Source organism: Nocardia sp. TBRC8007, from assembly GCF_056629435.1.
In genome coordinates, this window is sequence record NZ_JBWSOR010000023.1 from 31,248 (window position 1) to 47,133 (window position 15,886).

15 protein-coding genes and 2 pseudogenes are annotated in these 15,886 nt (G+C 61.5%); 9 read left to right on the top strand and 8 right to left on the bottom strand.

The genetic code is table 11. The annotated features are described in order from the left end of the window. Window positions 1-22 precede the first annotated feature (22 nt). The 3 genes from ACX4ZE_RS16445 to ACX4ZE_RS16455 all read left to right on the top strand — a co-directional run bounded on the left by ACX4ZE_RS16445 (window position 23) and on the right by ACX4ZE_RS16455 (window position 2,624). The gene (locus ACX4ZE_RS16445; RefSeq protein WP_480274317.1) at window positions 23-1,228 is read left to right on the top strand and encodes a cytochrome P450; all 1,206 of its coding nucleotides are present in this window, start codon (window positions 23-25) and stop codon (window positions 1,226-1,228) included. 11 nt (window positions 1,229-1,239) lie between these two features. Beyond that, on the top strand, window positions 1,240-1,563 hold the full coding sequence (locus ACX4ZE_RS16450) for a 2Fe-2S iron-sulfur cluster-binding protein (protein ID WP_480274318.1): 324 nt from the start codon (window positions 1,240-1,242) through the stop codon (window positions 1,561-1,563). Window positions 1,564-1,631: 68 nt separating this feature from the next. Continuing rightward, complete coding sequence (locus ACX4ZE_RS16455; protein WP_480274347.1) at window positions 1,632-2,624, top strand: aromatase/cyclase; 993 nt, start codon at window positions 1,632-1,634, stop codon at window positions 2,622-2,624. A gap of 37 nt (window positions 2,625-2,661) precedes the next feature. Here the strand turns inward: ACX4ZE_RS16455 and ACX4ZE_RS16460 are convergent. Beyond that, window positions 2,662-2,778 (bottom strand): annotated as a pseudogene (locus ACX4ZE_RS16460) (transposase); the annotation flags it as partial. Window positions 2,779-3,122: 344 nt separating this feature from the next. Here ACX4ZE_RS16460 and ACX4ZE_RS16465 point away from each other — a divergent pair. Further along, complete coding sequence (locus ACX4ZE_RS16465) at window positions 3,123-3,698, top strand: IS110 family transposase (protein WP_480274348.1); 576 nt, start codon at window positions 3,123-3,125, stop codon at window positions 3,696-3,698. A 75-nt stretch (window positions 3,699-3,773) separates the two neighbouring features. Here the strand turns inward: ACX4ZE_RS16465 and ACX4ZE_RS16470 are convergent. Then, window positions 3,774-4,404, bottom strand: a pseudogene (locus tag ACX4ZE_RS16470) (transposase family protein); the annotation flags it as partial. Between the two features lie 195 nt (window positions 4,405-4,599). Here ACX4ZE_RS16470 and ACX4ZE_RS16475 point away from each other — a divergent pair. From ACX4ZE_RS16475 to ACX4ZE_RS16485, 3 genes are all read left to right on the top strand, one after another. Next, window positions 4,600-5,352 (top strand): FadR/GntR family transcriptional regulator, encoded by a 753-nt coding sequence (locus ACX4ZE_RS16475; RefSeq protein WP_480274319.1) that lies wholly within the window; start codon window positions 4,600-4,602, stop codon window positions 5,350-5,352. A 250-nt stretch (window positions 5,353-5,602) separates the two neighbouring features. Continuing rightward, window positions 5,603-6,145: a MaoC family dehydratase gene (locus ACX4ZE_RS16480; RefSeq protein WP_480274320.1), complete on the top strand. Its 543-nt coding sequence runs from the start codon at window positions 5,603-5,605 to the stop codon at window positions 6,143-6,145. Next, on the top strand, window positions 6,142-7,335 hold the full coding sequence (locus ACX4ZE_RS16485) for a CaiB/BaiF CoA transferase family protein (RefSeq protein ID WP_480274321.1): 1,194 nt from the start codon (window positions 6,142-6,144) through the stop codon (window positions 7,333-7,335). Before ACX4ZE_RS16480 ends, ACX4ZE_RS16485 begins: the two co-directional genes overlap by 4 nt. A 79-nt stretch (window positions 7,336-7,414) precedes the next feature. Here ACX4ZE_RS16485 and ACX4ZE_RS16490 read toward each other — a convergent pair whose 3' ends face one another. Continuing rightward, entirely contained in the window at window positions 7,415-8,680 is a 1,266-nt protein-coding gene (locus tag ACX4ZE_RS16490; protein WP_480274322.1) for an IPT/TIG domain-containing protein, read from the bottom strand. 405 nt (window positions 8,681-9,085) lie between these two features. After that, on the bottom strand, window positions 9,086-9,733 hold the full coding sequence (locus ACX4ZE_RS16495; RefSeq protein WP_480274323.1) for a SanA/YdcF family protein: 648 nt from the start codon (window positions 9,731-9,733) through the stop codon (window positions 9,086-9,088). Window positions 9,734-10,195: 462 nt separating this feature from the next. On the opposite strand from ACX4ZE_RS16495, the gene puuE reads away from it, so the two are divergent. Together puuE and ACX4ZE_RS16505 are read left to right on the top strand one after the other, a co-directional pair. Beyond that, window positions 10,196-11,113, top strand: a complete 918-nt coding sequence (puuE, locus tag ACX4ZE_RS16500; RefSeq protein WP_480274324.1) for an allantoinase PuuE — start codon at window positions 10,196-10,198, stop codon at window positions 11,111-11,113. A gap of 59 nt (window positions 11,114-11,172) precedes the next feature. Beyond that, on the top strand, window positions 11,173-11,754 hold the full coding sequence (locus ACX4ZE_RS16505) for a TerD family protein (protein WP_480274325.1): 582 nt from the start codon (window positions 11,173-11,175) through the stop codon (window positions 11,752-11,754). Window positions 11,755-11,842: 88 nt separating this feature from the next. On the opposite strand, the gene ACX4ZE_RS16510 is transcribed toward ACX4ZE_RS16505, so the two are convergent. The 4 genes from ACX4ZE_RS16510 to ACX4ZE_RS16525 form a co-directional block, all read right to left on the bottom strand. Beyond that, window positions 11,843-12,727 carry a metal ABC transporter permease gene (locus ACX4ZE_RS16510; protein ID WP_480274326.1) on the bottom strand — a complete coding sequence of 295 codons (885 nt, stop codon included), beginning with the start codon at window positions 12,725-12,727 and terminating at the stop codon, window positions 11,843-11,845. 29 nt (window positions 12,728-12,756) lie between these two features. After that, window positions 12,757-13,491 (bottom strand): metal ABC transporter ATP-binding protein, encoded by a 735-nt coding sequence (locus ACX4ZE_RS16515; protein WP_480274327.1) that lies wholly within the window; start codon window positions 13,489-13,491, stop codon window positions 12,757-12,759. After that, on the bottom strand, window positions 13,488-14,432 hold the full coding sequence (locus ACX4ZE_RS16520) for a metal ABC transporter substrate-binding protein (protein ID WP_480274328.1): 945 nt from the start codon (window positions 14,430-14,432) through the stop codon (window positions 13,488-13,490). Before ACX4ZE_RS16520 ends, ACX4ZE_RS16515 begins: the two co-directional genes overlap by 4 nt. A gap of 182 nt (window positions 14,433-14,614) precedes the next feature. Then, window positions 14,615-15,868, bottom strand: a complete 1,254-nt coding sequence (locus ACX4ZE_RS16525) for a cytochrome P450 family protein (RefSeq protein WP_480274329.1) — start codon at window positions 15,866-15,868, stop codon at window positions 14,615-14,617. Window positions 15,869-15,886: the final 18 nt, after the last annotated feature.

Sequence of the window (15,886 nt, forward strand, 5' to 3'; positions counted from 1 at the left end):
CGCCGAGAAAGAGGGATCTCCAATGACCCCCGAGGTCGCAAGTACTGAAAAAACCTTCCCGTACCCCCGCCAATGCCCTTTTGACAAACCCAGGGAGTACGAGACCTACAAGTCAGAGCCGATTCGCAAGGTGACGCTCCCAACCGGGCTGCAAGTATGGACGGTCACCGGCATGTCGGCTGTGCATGCACTACTGAAGGACAAACGGGTCAGCGCATCTCGCAAACACGACAACTTCCCGTTCTATTTCGATGCGCCCCCGGAGTTCCGCACCGAAACCTCATTCATCGGCTATGACGAGCCCGAGCACTCGAAGGTGCGGAACAAGGTCGCTGTAACCTTCACCGCCCGGCGCATCAGGCTGCTGAAGCCGCGCATCGAGGAGATCGTGGACCAGACGCTGGACAAAATGGCCGCGATGACTCCACCGGTGGACATGCACTACGTCTTCTCTCTGGAAGTGCCGATGACAGTGATCTGCGAACTACTGGGTATTCCCCAGGATCAGCATGCCTTCTTCGTCAAACATGGCACCGCTCTGCTAGGGGGACACAGTACTGAAGCTGAGCGCAAGGCAGCCATTGTCGAAGTGAACGACTATCTTTTCAATTTAGTTGCAATCAAGGAGGCCGATCCAGGCGATGATCTCATCAGCCGCGTCATCGAACAGTACCGGGCGAGCGGGGAGAGCTACGCGCCGATCGACATCGTCAACATGTGCCGGTTGCTCATGAACGGCGGACACGAAACGACAGCGAGCATGATCTCACTGGGAACCGCCTATCTACTCGAGCACCCCGACGATCTGAACGCCATGCTGGCGGACCCGGAGACTGTTCCCTCCGTTGTCGAAGAACTGGTGCGGCTGCTAGCCATCGGTGATATCGCGATCCCGCGCGTCGCTCTGGAGGACATCGAGATCGGTGATGTGGTCATTCCCGCAGGCGACGGCATCCTTTGCCTCGGCCTCGCCACTAACAGGGACCCCGAACTGTTCCCCTCTCCCGACAGCATAGATGTCGGGACGGCCTCGCGCCGTCACCTCGGATTCGGGCACGGCGTGCACCATTGCATCGGCGCCGATCTCGCTCGAACAGAAATGGAAATCGTATGGAAGAAGCTGTTTCAGCGCTTTCCGGAAATCGCGCTGGCAAAACCTTTCGACCAGATTCCCTCGAAAGAGGGCGCAGTCATCTACGGGCTGTGGGAACTCCCTGTGACTTGGTGAGGTGAGAGCTGATGCCGAAAATTACCTACGTCTCATCGAAGGGCGCTGAGACCGTCGTCGACGCCCCGGAAGGGGACTCGCTGATGCATGCGGCGGTGTGCAATGCCGTGCCCGAGATCATTGGCCAGTGCGGTGGAGGCGCGATGTGCGGCACCTGCCATGTATATCTGGACGAAGTGGATCCAAACGTGCTCCCGGCCATGCAGGAAGTAGAGGACGAGCTTCTTCAGGAAACCGCCTCTCCGCGAAGGGCTGCCTCTCGCCTGGGGTGCCAGATCCCTGTCGAGGGCTCCCTCGACGGAGCCCGGGTGCACACCCCACCAACGCAATTATGAACCGAAGCAATATCTACGCATCCTCCGACAAACGGACACTCGAAGTGACAGAGAATACTCACCAGCGGATGCACAGTATCTCCTGCCCGGCCTCAGCCGAAGATGTGTTTTCACTGATAGCCGACGCACGCAAGTGGCCGGTGATTTTCGGCCCGACCGTGCACGTCGATGTCGCCGACGCCGACGCCAGTAAGAACAGCACTGACGATCAGGGCATGTGTATCTGGGCACTCGCGCATGACCATATCCACAACTGGCGCTCGGTGCGGCGCGTGGATCCGGTCGCCAAGATCGTGCACTTCGAGCAGATTGAATCGCCGAAACCTCTGGCGGCGATGTCAGGAACGTGGACGGTGCGCCAAGGGCGGGAGGAAGCGGGTGGCTGCGAAGTCTCACTTCTGCACCGCTTCCAGCTGTCGGCGGACAGTGGTACTGATGATCTCAAGTATGTCGATGCCGCCGTGGACGATAACAGCGCTCGCGAATTGTCCGCCTTGCGGAGGGCCACTGAAGGTGAGAGCAGCTGCATATTTTACGAATTCACCGATCGCCTCGGATTTCGTGGCGCGTCACCGGAAGCGGTGCTGGACTTCATCTGGGACGGACACGAATGGCCGGTACGTTTACCCCATGTGGAGTCCGTCGAGCTGCGGACCGACGGAAACGATACCCAGCGGTTGACCATGGTGACACGGGCAGCCAATTCCTCCACGCATACCACCGAGTCGTATCGTGTCCGCGTGGCAGAGTCAAGAATCATCGCCTACAAGCAGACAGCTCCGCCCGCTACCCTCACCGCCCACGCTGGCCGTTGGTCGGTCGTGCCCGCGGAAACGGGCGATCCGTCGAACTGGATCTTGCAGTCATGGCACGGCGTGCTGATCGACCCTCGAGCCTGTCGTGATTTGCTGGGGGCTCCCGATGCTACTACTGCAGACATCAGGCGAGCGGTACGCAAAAACTTGGGAGGTAATAGCCGCACAACAATGCGCGCCGCTGTCAGTTTTGCGGAGAGGGTAAGCGGAACCAGCCGAACCACACGAGGGGGTCTGTCAAGTTAACGGCCCTGTCCCACTTTCGGTGGTAACGAATCCTGGCCTACCCCAACAGGATTCGGTGCCGGAGTAGAGGAAATCCCTCGCGGCCGTATATTTGCCGTTTGATCAGCTTCGTTTTCGTATTGACACCTTCGCATGGACCGTTGCTGTAGGGCAGGTATGATCAAGACTTCGGACTGATAGATCAGATCATCCGGAAAGGCGCTTTCCTTCCCGTCATCCACAGGTCCTGATCATTGCTCAGTGAGGTTCCGGCTTATGTGAATGTCACCGGTTGGCGGGCTGGATGATCACTGGCCGTAGTCTGCCGCAGGTGCCGGGCCGGGGCTGGCTCGTGAGGTTCCTGCCGCCCGTTCGGGCTGGCTCGCCGGGGGTTGGTGCTCCGGCTCGGCACCGGCCGCGGGCCTGACTCAACAGAGGTGTGGGACACACAGGCCGAAAGCCGGAATGTCACCCGCGGCTTCCTATATCCGACGAGGAAACAAGGAGACGTGGTTGACGGTGGTGATCGGGGTCGACCCGCACAAGTCCACTCATACGGCGGCAGCGCTGAATGAGGCAACCAACAAGACGCTCGAGACGATCCGGATCGATGCCACTCTCCCCGAGTATCGGCGACTTCTGTTGTGGGCGAAAAGATTTCCCGAAAGACGCTGGGCTGTGGAGAACGCGTGGGGTCTGGGCCGGCACCTTGCCCAATGGCTGATCACCCACGGTGAGACGGTCATCGACGTGCCATCCACGGCCACTGCGCGGGTCCGGGAATTGTCGAGGGGCGAGCGGCGCAAGAACGACAACATCGACGCGGCCGCGGCGGCCAGTGTGGCGGCGTTGCACGGCGATGCGGTGCCTGTCGAGGCCGAGGGCTCGAGCACCGCGCTGCGAATGCTCGATGAGCGGCGCACGAATCTGACCCGGCAGCGCATCCGGACAGTCAACCGACCTGCACGCGGTGATGCGAGAGTTGCTGCCCGGTGGCGTATCCACCGATCTGACCGCGAACCAGGCCGCCGATGCGTTACGGCGGGTCCGCCCGTCCTCACCGGTGGAACACGCCCGCAAGGAACTCGCCCGTGACCTCGTCGCCGATGTGCGGGCTCTGGACGCCCGGCTCAAGGCCAACCAGCAGCGCATGCGCGACACCGTCGCGGCGACGACCTCGACACCAAGATGCTCGCGCAGCCAGTCGGCGAGGGTGTCGGCCTTGCGGTCGGGTAGCGCGTCGACGCGTTCGTGGGTGTCGGCGTCGATCACGATCGTCGAATACGTGTGCCGACGCCGTAACACGAAGTCGTCGACCCCGGTCACCGCAGGGACCGACCGCTGCGGCAGCAGGATCCCAAGCAGCACCCGGATAGCGGTCTGCCTGGACAAACCCACCGACAGCGCCCTCAGCAAGCGGACACCGGCCCGCCCGACCAACTCCCGCACCACCGACCGGACCGATCCGTTCAACCGGGCGGTGCGACGCTGATACCACTCCAACACACCGGGCACCTGTTCACGGAACGTGCCGCGACAGTCCACCGTCGGGCACACGAGCCGACATATCCGCACCCGCACCACCACCGGGCGGCCATCCAGCGGCACGTCGGCCACCGTCCGCTGCTGATATCCGTGAACCCGCACAGACACGGCACCGCAACCCGGACACGCAGCCGGACGACCGACCGTCCTCGCCCGCACCCAGACCCCGCATGCCCTCATCGACTACTTCCTCCACCACCAGCGGTGACAACCCCGAAAACACCACAGCAGCAGGCACATCCACTACGCACACCACGACATAGTGCGTCACAGCAGCATCACCACCGAAATAGGGACAGAGCCGAAAGTGAGACAGAGCCGAAGTTCAGACAGTCCCCTATTCCAGGTGCACAAATATAGTAAGTTAAACCTTGGAGTTTTACTGATCAGTGCGACGTTGATATCCGGCAACGATCAGGCAGCCGCGCACGACCGAAAGAGGATTCCCAACATGTCAGAGTCGCTCGCCCCGACCTCGTGTCATCGGGCCGTCTCGCCGCGACCTACTCCGCCGAAACCAGCGACAGCGGGCCGGGAGCTGGAGGAGGAACTGCGGCAACGGATTGCTTCGGGCAACCTACCACCCGGCTATCAGCTCCCGACCGAACGCGAACTGTCCACCCATTACGGGGTCAGCCGCAATACCGCTCGGGAAGCGTTGCGTGCGCTGGCCAGTCAAGGCTTGCTCGAGATCAAACGCGGCGTTACCGGCGGAACCTTCGTAGCCACCCCGACAGCGGCAGAGGTGAGCGGCTCGCTGCAGACATCACTGACAATGCTGGTCAACTGCTCCGATCTGTCGGTCGCGGATCTGGTTCAGGTACGTGAGATCTTCGAGATCCCCGCAGTCGAAATCGCCGCGTTCACCCGTACCGACGAGGAGCTCGACACGATAAGAGAGTCGCTGTTCGAGTCGAGCCGGCCCAATCCGGCAGAGGTATTCACCGAGACCAGCGGTTTCCATAGGAGGATCATCCGGGCCGCTCACAACCCGCTGCTGGAAATCGTGACCGAGCCGGTCTTCCGGATCCTCGGTGAGCGGTTCACGCGAGCGAAAGCTCCTCGCGCTACCTGGGAAATCGTCGACCAAGAGCACCGTGAGATCCTCGGACATCTCGAAGTGCGCGACCAGGCAGGTGCGCGTGAGGCCATGCGCGCGCACCTGCGCGGGTTGCGGGTTCACTACGAAGGTATGGAGAGTTGACGGTACGAAGTGTCGGCGCCGCTCACCCCATTGACATCCAAAACATTGGAGGTTTACGCTGAAGGTGGCTGTTCAATAGCCCGACAAGTCGGCACCGATACACTGCTGTCGAGTCGGTCGCACAATCCCATGCAGATTTGGCATGCGCAAGTAGTGCCCGCGCCCTTTGCCGGCTGCCCCACTCGGGAAAATGACCAGTGCGGTTGCGTCCAGCAGAGTGCCGTATCACGGAGAAGCGAAAGGTGTGGTCATGGCACAGAAGACAGGGTGGAACGGACGGTTCTTCGAAGATTTCCAGGTCGGGGATGTCTACGAGCACCCACTGGGAAGAACCATCACCGAGGTCGACAACACGTGGTTCACGTTGCTGACCATGAATACTGCCGAGATGCATTTCAACGCCGAGGTCGGCGCAGCCTCGGAATTCGGCGGCTCACTGGTCAACTCGACACTGACTCTGGCTATCACTGCTGGTCAGAGTGTTATCGACACATCGTATAACGCGGTAGCCAATCTCGGTTGGGACGAGATCCGGCTCGTGAAGCCGGTTCTCGCCGGAGACACGCTCTGGTCGGAATCCATCGTGTTGGAGAAGCGGGAATCGAAAAGCCGCCCCTACGCAGGCATAGTCACGATCAAGACGCGCGCTGTCAATCAACATGGCGAGGATGTTCTGACCTACAAACGAACGTTCATGGTCTACAAAGCCGACGCTCACGAACGTCCGCAGGGGAACCGACCGAGGCCGATACGCCCGATCGCCGATTCGGTCGGCGACGAGGTGTCGTCGTGACCCCCCTCGCGAACCTCAGGATCATCGCCTTGGAGCAATACGGGGCAGGCCCTTTCGGCTCCCTGCAGTTGGCCGATCTCGGTGCTGACGTCATCAAGATCGAAGACCCGGAAATGGGCGGTGACGTGGCTCGCTATGTCCCGCCGTATGCGGAAGAGGAGGATTCGCTGTTCTTCGAGTCCCTCAACCGCAATAAGCGCAGTATCAGCCTCGACATCAGATCGCGTGATGGACGATCGGTATTCGAAGACCTTGTCCGTCATGCCGATGCGGTCTACTCCAACCTACGCGGGGATGTGCCTGCGAAACTCGGCATCCGATACGACGACCTCAAACATGTCAACCCTCGCATCGTGTGTTGTTCGCTGTCCGGGTTCGGCAGAACCGGACCGAGGGCGCACGACCCTGGCTACGACTATATCCTGCAGGGATATACGGGATGGATGGCGCTGACCGGAGAACCCGGCGAGCCGCCACAGAAGTCGGGACTGTCGCTGGTGGATTTCAGCGGCGGCCTGGTAGCGGCACTATCCCTGCTGGCAGGCGTGCACGCGGCACAACGGGACGGCGTCGGCGCCGACTGTGATCTCAGTTTGTTCGATACCGCGATCAGCATGCTGTCCTACCTCGCTACATGGCATCTCACCAAAGGATATGAGCCGGAACGAACCCGAAGGTCGGCGCATCCGTCACTGGTCCCTTTTCAGATCTTTGCCGCAGCAGATGGCTGGCTTGTCATCGGCTGCGCGAAGGAGAAGTTCTGGAAACGGCTCACCGAGGTCATCGGTCGCCCCGAACTGGCAGAAGATCCCCGATTCGCCACTTTCACCGACAGGCTGGCCCATCATGACGAGCTCGAGGTTATTCTCGACAGAGCACTCGGTGCGGAGACCGTGCGCACCTGGCTAACTGTCATGCGTGCGGTTTCGATTCCCTGCGCTCCGATTCACACTGTGGCCCAAGCATTGGCAGACCCGCACACCCGCGCCCGAGACATGCTGATCACCACTGACCATCCGCGATTCGGGCACACCACGCATGTCAACTCGCCCGTCCGCGTCGGCCTGCCGCGCACTCGACATCGTCGCGCGCCCTACCGTGGCGAGGACACCGAAAGCATTCTCACCACTGTGCTGGGGTACTCATCCGAGCGGATCGCCACACTCCTTCGGACAGGGGTTCTCGGATAATCGGATGCATTCGCTCAGTCATTGCTCGGCTCGCAGGGATATCAACTGTGCTACACAGTCCAGTGGTCAGGGTCGGCGCTCAGGTCGTGATACCGAATAAGCCGGTGGGGCTGGTGGCGACCACGGTGGGAGTAGCGGTGCCGGTGATCGGCGCCGACACCACCTGACCGGTGGTCTGGTCGGTGAGGAACAGGATGCTCCCGGAGGCGGTGATATCCACAGGGAACGACAGTCCGGTCACCAGAGGGGTAGCCGTGCCGCCGCCTACCGGCACCGTCGACACCTGACTGGCTGCTGCCTCGCAGAGGTAGAGAAGGTTACCGATCCGGACGAGACCCACGGGAATGCTCAGACCTGATGCCAGCACGGTTGGTGTGCCCCCGGTTCGCGGCACAGAGTACACACTGCCGAAGCCGAGGCTATCGGTGAAGAACAGCAGGCCACCGTAGGTGTAGGGCAGCGCGTTGCTGATGCCGTCCACGGAGGTGACAGTGACACCGACCGTGCCGGTGCCGGGTGGAGCGATGGCGTTGATCCGGGTATCGGAAACGATGGTGAAGGTGGTCGCCGCCGCCCCGAACCGCACGGTCAACGGGCCGGTGAACCCGCTTCCGAAGATCTCCACCGTGTTGCCGCCGGATTCGGGACCGGAGATCGGGTTGATTGCGGTGAGCATGGGTGGGGCCAGCAGGGCCGCCGCGACCGCCGCGAACCCCGATTGGGTCGGCACCCCATCGGTGATCCCGAGTATGCCGGTGGGGCTGGTGGCGACCACGGTGGGGGTGGCGGTGCCGGTGATCGGTGCCGACATCACCCGGGTGGTGCCCACGTTGGTGATGAACAGAGTGTTGCCGGAGACGACGATATCCGCGGGGAACGACAATCCGGTCACCAAGGGGGTCGGCGTGCCGCCGCCTACCGGCACTGTCGACACCCGACCGGCAGAGAATTCGCAGATATAGAGGAGGCTACCGACCCGAATGAGACCAAGGGCAACGTTCAGGCCGGATGTCAGCACGGTCGGTGTGCCCCCGGTTTGCGGCACCGAATACACCCTGTTGCCGCCGTCGGTGAAGAACAGCAGGCCTGCACCGCCGTAGGTATAGGGCAGCGGATTGCTGGTGCCGTTCAGCAGGGCTGTGACGGTGACCTCCACAGTGCCGGTGCCGGGTGGGGCGATGGCGTCGATCCGGGTATCGGAGACGATGGTGAAGGTGGTCGCCGTCGCCCCGAACCGCACGTCCAACGGGCCCGCGCCGACGAACCCGCTGCCGAAGATCTGTACCGTATTGCCGCCAGAGGTGGGACCGGAGCTGGGGTCGAGTGAGGTGAGCTCTGGCGGCATCAGTGGCCTCCAACGAAGAAAAGTGGTTGTTCTGCAGTGGATGTCGATGTGAACGCACCACTGTTGCATCCAGTAACCCACTGGCAGTGGCAGTTTCACAATGAATTCCTGGTCGCGGTTTCGCAACGAATCCCCTGACCGGTTCTTCGTTCTGGCCCCGATACTGAAAGCCGTTGTATACGAACTCGACGCGGAATTCGCGACTGCCACCATCCGGTGGCTGTCGGAAAACGTGTGAGAACACGCACGAGAGGCTGAACGAAAATTTTTCGTGCCATCCGAATCGGCTACAGACGGTCTCCATCTGCGACCGACACTCCGAAGCCCGGTACGACGCGCTCAACTCCTCCGAGGCGGGATTCTCACTCTCGCGACGCGCTCACGTAATGGTTTTCCGGAAGAAGGCTATTCTTGTGGTCGAAGCCCAGTGGGTGCGTTGATCGCGTCGCGGACGCTGGATTCTTCATGGCCGAGATATGTAGGGTCTGGGCGGGCGACCATTTCGAAGACGGCTTTGGTGGCGGCGAGTTGATCACGAAGCCAGCATTTGCGGTAGATGAAGTTGTGCGGCTGGGTGGAGTCGCTGACACCGGTGGTCTCGATACCCGCGCTGCGACACAAGGCGATGGTACGTGGCAGGCTGAAATCCTGGGTGACCACGATAGCTTGGCGGACACCGAAGATCCGGTAGGCCCGCACGCAGGACTCATAGGTGCTGAAACCGGCGTAGTCCAAAGCGATCTTGGCCTCGGGCACTCCTTTTCCCAGTAGATAGCGGCGCATGGCGGTGGGTTCGTCGTAGGTCGAGGTGCCGTTGTCGCCGGTGAGTAAAAGTGCCTTCACCTTGCCGGATTCGAGTAAGCGGCGACCGATGTCGAGACGAGCGGCCAAGTACGGGGATGGTTCGCCGCTGGCGTAGACTTGGGCGCCAGGAACGATTGCGACCTCGGCCGCAGGAACAGTCTCGACGGAATATTCAACAGCGCCGGCTTGTGAGCGGATCCACCCTACCGAGCCGACTGCCACTGCGGCGACCGCTGTTACTACGAGCACGATTAGTCGGAGTGCCACGCGGGCCCGAAGCCAGGATGGGAGCTTCCCCTTGATGTGTGTTATACGGTCGCGAAAACCCATTCGAAAAGTCTGCCAGGCAAGCCCTTCACCCGCTACACGGGTAAGACCAGGCGTCCGCTCGGCGCAACCAGCGACCCACACCACAATAGAGCGTATTCACGGTCGATAGCCATACTGTCGACTGTCGAACGAACGAGCGGTACAGCAGTCCGAGCCACATCACTCCTTCCGCATCCTGGTCGACAGTCCAGATGTAGTCGAGCCGATCAACGACTGGGCCGACAATGCATATAGAACTGTTATCAAGAACAATTCTTCACTCTGGGTAGTCGAGACGAGTCCGGATACCTATTCTGAGGATGGATTCGCGCGCGGCAGTCCGGTATTTTCACCGCATCCGCTGCCCGCGCTCAGTTACGCGCCGACAAGGAGTGATGTGGCATGAGCGCCTTCGATCTCACCTATCCGCGAGACATGGTCGGTTATGGGAAGAATCCTCCGCACCCGCAATGGCCCGGTGATGCGAATATCGCGGTGCAATTCGTTCTCAATTACGAGGAGGGCGGTGAGAACTGTGTACTCGACGGGGATCAGGAATCGGAGAGGTATCTCTCGGATCTCGTTCCAGCGGAGGCATTTCCCGACCGGAACATGGGTATGGAATCGATGTTCGAGTACGGATCACGGGCCGGGGTATGGCGAGTGCTACGAGCGTTCGAGAGCCGCGGCATTCCACTGACGATCTTCGGAGTCTCCCGCGCGTTGGAGCGCAATCCCGCGGCGGTGGCGGAATTCAAGCGACTCAACTGCGAGATCGCCTGTCATGCGCTGCGCTGGATCGATTACCAGACAATGGCCCCTGAGTCCGAGCGGCAGCACATCGATGAGGCGGTACAGATCATCACGAAACTGTTCGGCGGGCCGCCGCGCGGCTGGTTCACCGGGCGATGTTCACCGCAGACCCGTGAGCTGCTGGTCGCACACGGCGGCTTCACCTACGATTCCGACTCGTTCGCCGATGACCTGCCGTACTGGGTGAAGGTGGACGATCAGGATCATTTGGTAGTGCCGTACACCCTGGAAGCCAACGATATGCGGTTCTCCTCCCCCGCGGGTTTCGCCAACGGCGAGGAGTTCTTCGCCTATCTGAAGGATGCCTTCGATGTGCTCTACGCCGAAGGGGCAGCGGGCGCCCCACGAATGCTCTCAGTGGGCTTGCACTGTCGCCTCTCCGGCAGGCCCGCCCGCGTAGCAGCACTGCACCGCTTCCTCGATTACGTCCAGTCACATGACAAGGTCTGGACTACCCGACGAATCGACATCGCCGATCACTGGATGAAAGTACACCCACCGAACTGAGCGCGGCGCCTTTCACGCTGTGTGACAGGACGATGCGTGACAATCAGTATGCTGAAGCCGTGATTACGCTCAGGAAAGAAGACGGCGCAGCAGACCTCGCAGGAATCACCGAGCTGCACGTAGGGGTGAGCTGGGACCCTTCCTCTGGTACGAGCGGTGGCGCACTCGGTTGGGCCCGCCGCAAGCGCGGTGTGGACCTCGACCTGATCGCCATCCTCATGCAGGGCGGTGAACCGGTGCGCTTCGCGGGTCTGGATTCACTGGATCCGTTGGGCAACGGCGCGGTCCTGCACACCGGCGACGAACAGACCGGCGCCGCCACCGGTGATGACGAAACTGTCCGCGTCGTCTTCGGCAATGTCCCCCCATTCATCGACGCCATCGTCTTCGTCGCCGCGGCATTCAAGAAGGGCAGCTCCTTCGAAAAGGCGAACAACGTCTCCTTCAAGATCTATGACGCCACCGGCGGAAGCAATCAGCAAGTCGCCGACATCTGGCCCTCGCTACTCGGTGCCGACAACGGCAATGCCGTCGCTCGCGCGTTCCGCAACGGTGACCAGTGGCAACTGGAAGTGCTCAACCGACAAGGAAAAATCAAGCAGGGCGACATGCAGGCGCTGCTGCACTTCGCATTACAGTAGCGATAGTGTCGAGCTCGGCAGCATCGCCGCTGCTCGACTGTGATGCTGTCCGGTCTCCGAGCGACTCGGCGACTGGACAGCATCGGTGTCACAATCCAACGTGCGCCGGAACCGCTTTCCGTTGTCTACGTGCCATGGCGATGCGACGTCCGATGACGCCCTGCTGTGGGGCGAACAAGTACACGGCAGCGAAAGCGATGCCCTGAACCACCACAACCATCCCGCCCGGCGCTGTATCGAGGTGATAGCTCAGATACAGGCCGGTGACGGCGCAAGCCACCGAAATGATGGGGGCGATGGTCAGCATTCGGCCGAAGCGATCGGTGAGTAGATAAGCGGTCGCGCCCGGGATGATCAGCATGGCCACTACGAGGACGACGCCGACTGCTTGGAGTGCGACGACAGCGGTCAGGGCCAGCAGGCCTAGTAGGGCTGTGCCGAGCAGCCGGGGGTTGAGGCCTATGGCGTGCGCATGCGTGGGGTCGAAAGCATACAGCGTGAAATCACGACGCTTGAGTATCAGCGCGGCGAGGGTTATCGCCGCGAGAGTCACAATCTGTACCAATTCGGCACGGCTGACGCCGAGTAGATTGCCGAACACGATGTGGTTGAGGTCGATCTGGCTGGGCGTCACGGAGACGAGCACCAGACCGAACGCGAACAGTGTCGTGAATACGATGCCGATAGCCGCGTCCTCTTTGACACGGCTGGTATCTCGAACCACTCCGATCAACGCGACCGCAAGGAACCCGAACACGATCGCACCCACCGCGAACGGAAGCCCGATGATGTAGGCCAGCACCACACCGGGCAGCACTGCGTGGGAGACCGCGTCTCCCATCAAGGACCATCCGATGAGTACCAGCCAACAGGACAACACCGCGCACACCAGTGCCGCTGTCACGGTGGTCGCCAATGCGCGCACCATGAACTCGTACCGAAGGGGGTCTATGAAAATCTCTGTCAGGCTCATTCGTCTATCTATCTCGCATTCGGCCGGGCTCACACCCGGCTCATCACATCCAAGCCGAACGCCCTGGCGAGGTTCTCCGGCCGCAGTACCGTCTCCGGATCGCCCTGGGCGAGCACCGTCCGCATCAGCAGCACCGCCTCATCGGCGAGGCCGGGCAGAGCCTGCAGGTCGTGCGTCGATACCAAGATCGTGGCGCCGTCGGAGGCAAGTTCACGTAGCAGCCTGGTGATCGTAGCCTCCGAGCGTTTGTCCACCCCCGCGAATGGCTCGTCGAGCAGCAGGATGGTCGCACCTTGCGCCAGGCCACGCGCCACGAAGGCACGCTTCTTCTGCCCGCCGGACAACTGGCCGATCTGCCGGTCGGCGAGATCGGTCAATTCCACGCGCTCCAGTGCATGCGCGACAGCCTCGCGATCAACCCGACGCGCTCGACGGGTGAACCCGAGGTGTCCGTAACGGCCAGTCATCACCACGTCGTACACCGAAAGCGGGAAGCTCCAGTCGACGTCCTCGCTCTGCGGCACATAGCCGAGCACACCGGCTCGTCGGGCCGCTACCGGTGCCGCGCCTGTGACCCGCACCGCTCCTCGGTCGGGTCGTACCAGGCCCATGATGGTCTTGAACAACGTCGACTTGCCTGATCCGTTCATACCGATCAGACCGCAGACCCGGCCAGCGTCCACGGTGAGGTCGACTCCGTCGAGCGCGGACACCTCGCCGTAGCGGACGGTGACACCGCGCATCTCGATCGCCCGCGTGCTCATGTTCGTTCTCCGGTCAGTGCGGAACCGATTACCTGCGCGTCGTGGCGGATCAAATCCAAGTAGGTCGGCACAGGGCCGTCGGCCTCCGACAGCGAATCGACGTACAACACACCACCGAACACGGCGCCAGTAGCCTCGACTACTCGCTGCATCGGTGCGTCCGATACTGTGGACTCGCAGAATACGGCGGGCACCCGATACTGCCGGACGAAATCGATAGCCGATGCGATCTGTTGCGGTGTGGCCTGCTGTTCGGCATTGACCGCCCAGATGTATTTTTCGGTGAGCCCCGCGTCCCTGGCCAGATAGGAGAATGCGCCCTCACAGGTCACCAGGGCACGCTCGTTCGGTGGCAGCGTGTTCAGCGTCCCGACGAGTTCATCATGCACTGTGCGTAGTTCGGCCTTGTACTTGTCGCCGTTGTCGCGAAAAGCGTCCGTATGCTCCGGCGCGAGTTCACTGAATGCCCGCACCATGTTGTCGACGTAGATCTGCGCGTTCTGTGGTGACATCCACGCGTGCGGGTTCGGCATGCCCTGGTAGGCGTCCTCGCTGATCCCGATCGGTGTAATGCCGTCGCTGACGACGACGTGCGGCACCCGCACATCGGAAACGAATTGGGCGAACCAAGCTTCCAGGTTCAAACCGTTGTCCAGGATCAGATCAGCCCGCACTGCCTTCTTGATGTCACCTGGCGTCGGTTCGTAACCGTGGATCTCGGCGCCCACCTTGGTGATCGACTCGACGGTCAAGTGCTCGCCCGCCACATTGCGCGCGATATCGGCCAGTACCGTGAACGTAGTGAGCACCACGGGCCGATCACTACCGCCCTCCTTGCTTTCCCCGCACGCGGTGAGCGCAATAGCCAAGGCGCTCACCGCAACTGACACAACTACCCGGCGCGCGCGCCGGGCACGCAAACGGTGGAGCCGAACTTTCATACCCCGAGACAATAATATTCGCCTTACCGAACTTACAAGTTCGTGTTGCGAAAGTGTGACTTGTCCGGTAATGAGCGTCACTCCCGACTCGAGGGCGCTATAGGCACCCGAGTGCCGGTGACCACTATCTCCCTGGCCGACAAGGACCCGATCGGTCATTGTCGGGCCCCCGGTTCAGCGCATTACACCAGGAGAGCCTGCGACTCGGGAAAGACGACGGGCAAAGCACTCAATGCGCGATGAAACGGGCCCGGTCGCCAGGCCAGCTCGCATGGAGGCACGGCCAGGCGTATCTCGGGCAAAGCATCGAGTAATTGGTCGATCGCATCCTGGGCGATCAGATAGGACAACGAATTGGCCGGACACATATGCGGCCCGTTACCGAAGGCCAGATGAGCGCGATTGCCCAGGTACTCGTCTGTACTGATCGTCGGGTCGGTGTTGCAGGCGGCCATGCCGATCACGACTGGTTGCTGGGCGGGCAGCCAGACATCATCGATCAGAATCGGCTGCTTCGGGAATCTGATACAGAGGTTCGAAATCGGCGGATCGTTGAACAACACCTCGTCGAGGGCATCCCGGGGCGACAGACTTCCACCGAGCACACTGCCGCCGAACCGTTCGTCGCTGAGAACCAGCAACAAGGTGTTGACGATCAGATTCTGCTGCGGTTCGATGCCTGCCCCGTACAAAGTGGCCACCTGATGCACCAGCTCCGTATCGCTCAGCTCGGCTGGATGCCGCAGTAGCCGTGTCGCCATGTCGTCGCCGGGTTCAGCGCGCTTGAGTTCGATCAACTCCGCCATCGCCTCGAGCAGTGTCGTGTTTCCACGGTCGGCGTCGACACCTTCTAGGATCGCGGCCAACCCGGTCGCGGCGCGCTGCGCCAGTTCTGCCGGACAACCGAGTAGGGCGTTCAGCACTGCGAAAGAGAGCGGGAACGCGTACTGGCGGATCAAGTCTGCCGATCCGTCCGCACAGAACGAGTTGATCAGCGGCACCGCGACTTTCGCTACAGTCTCGTGCAAGTCATAGTGATCGACCGCCCTCAAACCCGCGATATTTGCCTGCCGATAGCGGGCATGCGCGGCGCCGTCACTGCGTCGCGCGTTCGGCCGCCACTGCATAATCGGCAACACCGGACAGTCGGCGGGAACGTTCTGCTGCCAAGTACGTGGATCGGCTGGAAAATGTTCCGGATCGTTCAAGATCCGCACTGCGGCGTAGTATCCGATCACCAAGGTCGCAGGCACTCCCGGCGCCAGCTCTACCGGCACCAACGACCCGTATTGCTTACGCATCTCGCGATAAGCGCCATGCGGGTCTGCGGCGAACTCCGGCAGATGCAACGGAATCCGCGGGCCGTCGGTGTCGAGCGGCGAACTGTGCGATGCACGGCCGGATGAGCTGTGCGCTGAGATCGGGGACATCGTCATCGGAGAAGCTCCATGTGG

Bases quoted from the DNA above. Each gene is read 5' to 3' on its own strand.
- ACX4ZE_RS16445 (WP_480274317.1), top strand. From the start codon at position 23: ATGACCCCCGAGGTCGCAAGTACTGAAAAAACCTTCCCGTACCCCCGC.
- ACX4ZE_RS16450 (WP_480274318.1), top strand. From the start codon at position 1,240: ATGCCGAAAATTACCTACGTCTCATCGAAGGGCGCTGAGACCGTCGTC.
- ACX4ZE_RS16455 (WP_480274347.1), top strand. From the start codon at position 1,632: ATGCACAGTATCTCCTGCCCGGCCTCAGCCGAAGATGTGTTTTCACTG.
- ACX4ZE_RS16475 (WP_480274319.1), top strand. From the start codon at position 4,600: ATGTCAGAGTCGCTCGCCCCGACCTCGTGTCATCGGGCCGTCTCGCCG.
- ACX4ZE_RS16480 (WP_480274320.1), top strand. From the start codon at position 5,603: ATGGCACAGAAGACAGGGTGGAACGGACGGTTCTTCGAAGATTTCCAG.
- ACX4ZE_RS16490 (WP_480274322.1), bottom strand. From the start codon at position 8,680: ATGCCGCCAGAGCTCACCTCACTCGACCCCAGCTCCGGTCCCACCTCT.
- puuE (WP_480274324.1), top strand. From the start codon at position 10,196: ATGAGCGCCTTCGATCTCACCTATCCGCGAGACATGGTCGGTTATGGG.
- ACX4ZE_RS16510 (WP_480274326.1), bottom strand. From the start codon at position 12,727: ATGAGCCTGACAGAGATTTTCATAGACCCCCTTCGGTACGAGTTCATG.
- ACX4ZE_RS16515 (WP_480274327.1), bottom strand. From the start codon at position 13,491: ATGAGCACGCGGGCGATCGAGATGCGCGGTGTCACCGTCCGCTACGGC.
- ACX4ZE_RS16520 (WP_480274328.1), bottom strand. From the start codon at position 14,432: ATGAAAGTTCGGCTCCACCGTTTGCGTGCCCGGCGCGCGCGCCGGGTA.
- ACX4ZE_RS16525 (WP_480274329.1), bottom strand. From the start codon at position 15,868: ATGACGATGTCCCCGATCTCAGCGCACAGCTCATCCGGCCGTGCATCG.